Annotated in this window: 4 protein-coding genes; 2 read left to right on the forward strand and 2 right to left on the reverse strand. The window is 36.5% G+C overall.

Translation table 11 applies throughout. The annotated features are described in order from the left end of the window. Positions 1–517: 517 nt before the first annotated feature. Both carB and rpmH read right to left on the reverse strand, forming a co-directional pair. On the reverse strand, positions 518–3,373 hold the full coding sequence (gene carB / locus ACODSB_RS23895; protein ID WP_488938878.1) for a carbamoyl-phosphate synthase large subunit: 2,856 nt from the start codon (positions 3,371–3,373) through the stop codon (positions 518–520). Positions 3,374–3,521: 148 nt separating this feature from the next. Continuing rightward, the gene (gene rpmH / locus ACODSB_RS23900; RefSeq protein WP_008464848.1) at positions 3,522–3,683 is read right to left on the reverse strand and encodes a 50S ribosomal protein L34; all 162 of its coding nucleotides are present in this window, start codon (positions 3,681–3,683) and stop codon (positions 3,522–3,524) included. A 167-nt stretch (positions 3,684–3,850) separates the two neighbouring features. Between rpmH and ACODSB_RS23905 the strand changes: the two genes are divergently transcribed. Then, positions 3,851–4,366: a hypothetical protein gene (locus ACODSB_RS23905; RefSeq protein ID WP_053474518.1), complete on the forward strand. Its 516-nt coding sequence runs from the start codon at positions 3,851–3,853 to the stop codon at positions 4,364–4,366. Between the two features lie 260 nt (positions 4,367–4,626). Continuing rightward, positions 4,627–4,838: hypothetical protein (locus ACODSB_RS23910; RefSeq protein ID WP_488938879.1), on the forward strand; the 212-nt coding region annotated here is incomplete at its 3' end.

Here is a 4,838-nt window from a genome sequence, read left to right on the forward strand (position 1 = left end):
AAGTATATCGTAGAGACGCACAGCAGTGCGTCTTATGCGCAAAGTAAATCAACAGGTGTGAATACTGGGCGTAGACGCACTGCTGTGCGTCTCTACAGAAAAACGGGGTGAATATATATTTATTCGACAAACAAACCACACAAAGTATATCGTAGAGACGCACAGCAGTGCGTCTTATGCGCAAAGTAAATCAACAGACGTGAATACTGGACGTAGACGCACAGCAGTGCGTCTCTACGGAAAATTGGAATGAATATTTTCTTGATACAAATTACCACAAAGCATATCGTAGAGGCGCACAGCAGTGCGTCTTATGCGCAAAGTAAATAACAGGGCGTCAATACTGGACGTAGACGCACTGCTGTGCGTCTCTACGGAAAATTGGGATGAATATTTTCTTCAACAAATAACCACAAAGCATATCGTAGAGGCGCACAGCAGTGCGTCTTATATGCAAAGTAAAAAAGAAAAAGCTCCAATTTACATTGGAGCTTTTTTGTTATAATAGAATCTAAGCTTATTTACTCAAATACATTTTTCTTCTAGAGTACAATTCGTAGAATTGATCGTCTTTTAAGTCATCAATAAACAAGATGCTTTCTCCTGTTGATTTCATTTCTGGCCCTAACGCTTTGTTTACATTCGGAAATTTGCTGAAAGAGAAAACCGGTTGTTTGATTGCGTATCCTTTTAATTGCGGGTTAAAATCAAAGTCAGTTACTTTACTATGACCTAGCATTACTTTTGTAGCGTAGTTTACATAAGGCTCTCCGTAAGCTTTTGCAATAAACGGAACCGTTCTTGAAGCTCTTGGATTTGCTTCGATAATATAAACCGTATCATCTTTTATCGCAAACTGAATATTGATTAAACCAACTGTTTTTAAAGCTCTTGCAATTTTATGCGTATGATCTTTAATTTGCTGCATCACGAATTCTCCTAAGTTAAAAGGAGGCAATGTTGCATTACTATCTCCAGAGTGAACTCCGCAAGGTTCGATATGCTCCATAATTCCTATGATATATACATTTCCGTCAGCATCACAAATTGCATCCGCTTCGGCTTCGATTGCTCCGGCTAAGTAGTGATCTAAAAGTAATTTGTTTCCTGGAATTGTTTTCAACAAATCGATAACGTGCTCTTCAAGCTCTTTTTTGTTGATTACAATTTTCATTCCCTGACCTCCTAATACATAAGAAGGGCGAATTAAAAGCGGGAAATCTAAACTATCCGCTAATTTTGAAGCTTCGTCTGCCGTTTCAGCGATTCCGAATCTTGGGAAAGGAATATGTAATTCTGTCAATAAATCTGAGAATCTTCCTCTGTCTTCTGCCAAATCAAGCGCATCAAAACTAGTTCCGATGATTTTTACACCGTATTTAGAAAGTTTATCAGCCAATTTCAAAGCAGTTTGTCCACCTAACTGAACGATTACTCCTTCTGGTTTTTCGTGCTGAATGATGTCATAAATATGCTCCCAGAAAACTGGTTCGAAGTATAATTTATCAGCCGTATCAAAATCTGTTGAAACTGTTTCAGGATTACAGTTAATCATGATTGTTTCGTAACCACATTCTTTTGCTGCTAAAACTCCGTGTACACAAGAATAATCAAACTCAATTCCCTGCCCAATTCTGTTTGGTCCTGAACCTAAAACGATAACTTTCTTTTTATCTGTTACGATACTTTCATTATCCACAAAACGCTCTCCGTTTGCTTTTTCGATTTCTGCTTCAAAAGTGGAGTAGTAATAAGGAGTTTTTGCTTTAAATTCAGCCGCACACGTATCAACCAGTTTAAATACACGGTTGATGTTTTTCTCCATACGTAAAGAATGCACTTCACTTTCCAGACAGTTCATCATGTGAGCTAATTGTCTGTCGGCGAAACCTTTTTGTTTGGCTTCAAGTAATAATTCTTTAGGAAGGTTTGAAACTTTATAGTTCGAAATTTCTTTCTCTAAAACATAAAGTTCTTCGTATTGTTTCAGGAACCACATATCGATTCTTGTAATTTCATGTATTCTGCTCAACGGAATTCCCATTGCAATGGCATCATAAATTACAAAAACCCTGTCCCAGCTTGCATACGTAAGCTTTTCAATGATTTGTTCGTAATCTTTATATCCTTTTCCGTCAGCTCCTAAACCGTTTCTTTTAATTTCTAAAGATTGGGTTGCTTTGTGAAGCGCTTCCTGAAAAGAACGTCCAATTCCCATAACTTCACCTACAGATTTCATCTGAAGACCTAAAGTTCTGTCTGATCCTTCAAATTTATCGAAGTTCCAACGTGGTATTTTTACGATTACATAATCTAAAGTTGGTTCAAAAAGAGCCGAAGTCGATTTTGTAATTTGGTTTTGTAATTCATCTAAGTTATATCCTAAAGCCAGTTTAGAAGCAATTTTTGCAATTGGATAACCTGTTGCTTTTGATGCTAAAGCAGATGAACGAGATACACGAGGGTTAATCTCGATGGCTACGATATCTTCTTTTTCATCTGGAGAAACTGCGAATTGTACGTTACATCCTCCAGCAAAATTTCCGATACTTCTCATCATTAAAATTGCGTAGTCACGTAATTTTTGGAAAGTGGTATCAGATAATGTCATTGCCGGCGCAACGGTAATCGAATCTCCGGTGTGGATTCCCATTGGGTCCATATTTTCGATAGAACAGATAATTACAACATTATCATTTTTATCTCTTAAAAGCTCTAATTCGTACTCTTTCCATCCCATTAAAGCTTTATCAATTAAAACTTCGTGAATTGGAGACGCTTCAAGTCCACGGGTTAAAAGCTCATCAAAATCTTCTTTTTTGTAAACAACCGCTGCTCCTGTTCCACCAAGTGTAAACGATGGACGAATTACAAGCGGAAAACCAAATTCCTGTGCAATTTCTTTTCCTTCTAAATATGAAGTAGCTGTTTTTGCAGGTGCAGTTGGTACATTTATTCTTTCTAAAAGCTGTTTAAACTGCTCTCTGTCTTCGGTAATATTAATCGCGTTTACATCAACTCCTATTAATCTTACTCCGAAATCCTGCCAGATTCCTTTTTCTTCCGCTTCCAGACACAAGTTCAAAGCGGTCTGCCCTCCCATTGTTGGCAAAACTGCATCAATTTGCGGGTGTTCCTTCAGAATTTCAATAATCGATTTAGTAGTTAATGGTTTCAAATAAATATGATCGGCCATAGATGGGTCGGTCATAATTGTCGCTGGATTGGAGTTAATCAAGATAACTTCAATTCCCTCTTCACGAATCGAACGTGCAGATTGAGATCCTGCATAATCGAATTCGCAAGCTTGACCAATAACAATAGGTCCCGAACCTATTATTAAAACTGATTTAATTGATGTGTCTTTAGGCATTTTGTATGTATTGTGTAGTTATATAAAAGTATTTTAAAAAACATTCTTAGTGTACTAAAAACTAGAATGTTGAGAAAATTTTTACCGACAAGGTATAAAAAAAGGCGATACTAAAAAAGTAATCGCCTTATGTATGTTTATACAAACATTATTTTTTGTGTCTAGGTTCGCTAGAAACAGTCAATTTATGTCTTCCTTTTGCTCTTCTACGCGCTAGAACTTTTCTTCCATTCGCAGAAGCCATTCTGTCCATAAATCCGTGCTTATTTCTTCTTTTTCTTTTCGATGGTTGAAATGTTCTTTTGCTCATTGCTTTGTATCTTTAAAATGGTGTCTATTATCTATTTTTCTGTTTTTGAATTCCGTTGCTCAAAAACCGAGTGCAAATATACAAAGACTTTTTTTTCTGGCAAGTAGTTTTATAAAAATATTTTTAATTCATTTTACTATATTTGCAATCACAAATTTACATGAATTATGTTTAATAAAATTATCAAACTTATTTTGGCCGGACTTCTTATAATAGCTGGCGTTTGGCAAATTGTAGACAAAGAAACCGGTAATGGTATCTTCCTTATATTATTGTCTGCAATTCCTATTTTTCTTTATTTTAAAAATGAATTTATCCTTTTAGCCTTTCTTAAATTAAGAAAACAAGACTTCGAAGGCGCTAAAAAATGGTTAGCATACATCAAAAATCCAGAAACTGCTTTAGTAAGAAAACAACAAGGATATTTTAATTACCTACACGGTATCATGCTTTCGCAGACTAATTTAATTCAGGCTGAGAAACATTTCAAAAAAGCGATCGAGCTTGGACTATCAATGGATATGGATCTTGCTGTAGCTAAATTAAACCTTGCCGGAGTAGCAATGTCACGCCGCAGAAAACTGGAAGCAACTAATTTATTAGCCGAAGCTAAAAAATTAGACAAACAAGGAATGCTGAAAGAGCAAATCTCGATGATGAAAGAACAAATGAAGAAAATCTAACGATTTTTAAATTACAATATTTTAAATCCCAAATTCCAAAAGAGTTTGGGATTTTTTATTTTAGATTTCTGAGTTTAGATTTTAGATTTTTTGCTCCTTGTAAAAATATCAGATACAGTTTGTCATCCTGAACACCAGTGTTAACCACACAGTTTGTCATCCTGAGCGAAGTCGAAGGACACGCAAGAAGCTCGACAAAGATTGGCGATTTAGTTTGTGGAGTTACTTGCGCAGATCCCTCGTTCCTCGGGATGACAAGATTGGGTAAAGATTCTGTAACCATACAGTTTGTCATCCTGAGCGAAGTCGAAGGACACGCAAGAAGCTCGGCAAAGATTGGCGATTTAGTTTGTGGTGTTACTTACGCAGATCCCTCGTTCCTCGGGATGACAAGATTAAGTGAAGATTTTGTAACCGTACAGTTTGTCATCCTGAGCGAAGTCGAAGGACACGCAAGAAGCTCGACAAAGAT

It is taken from the genome of Flavobacterium sp. FG68, assembly GCF_057808895.1.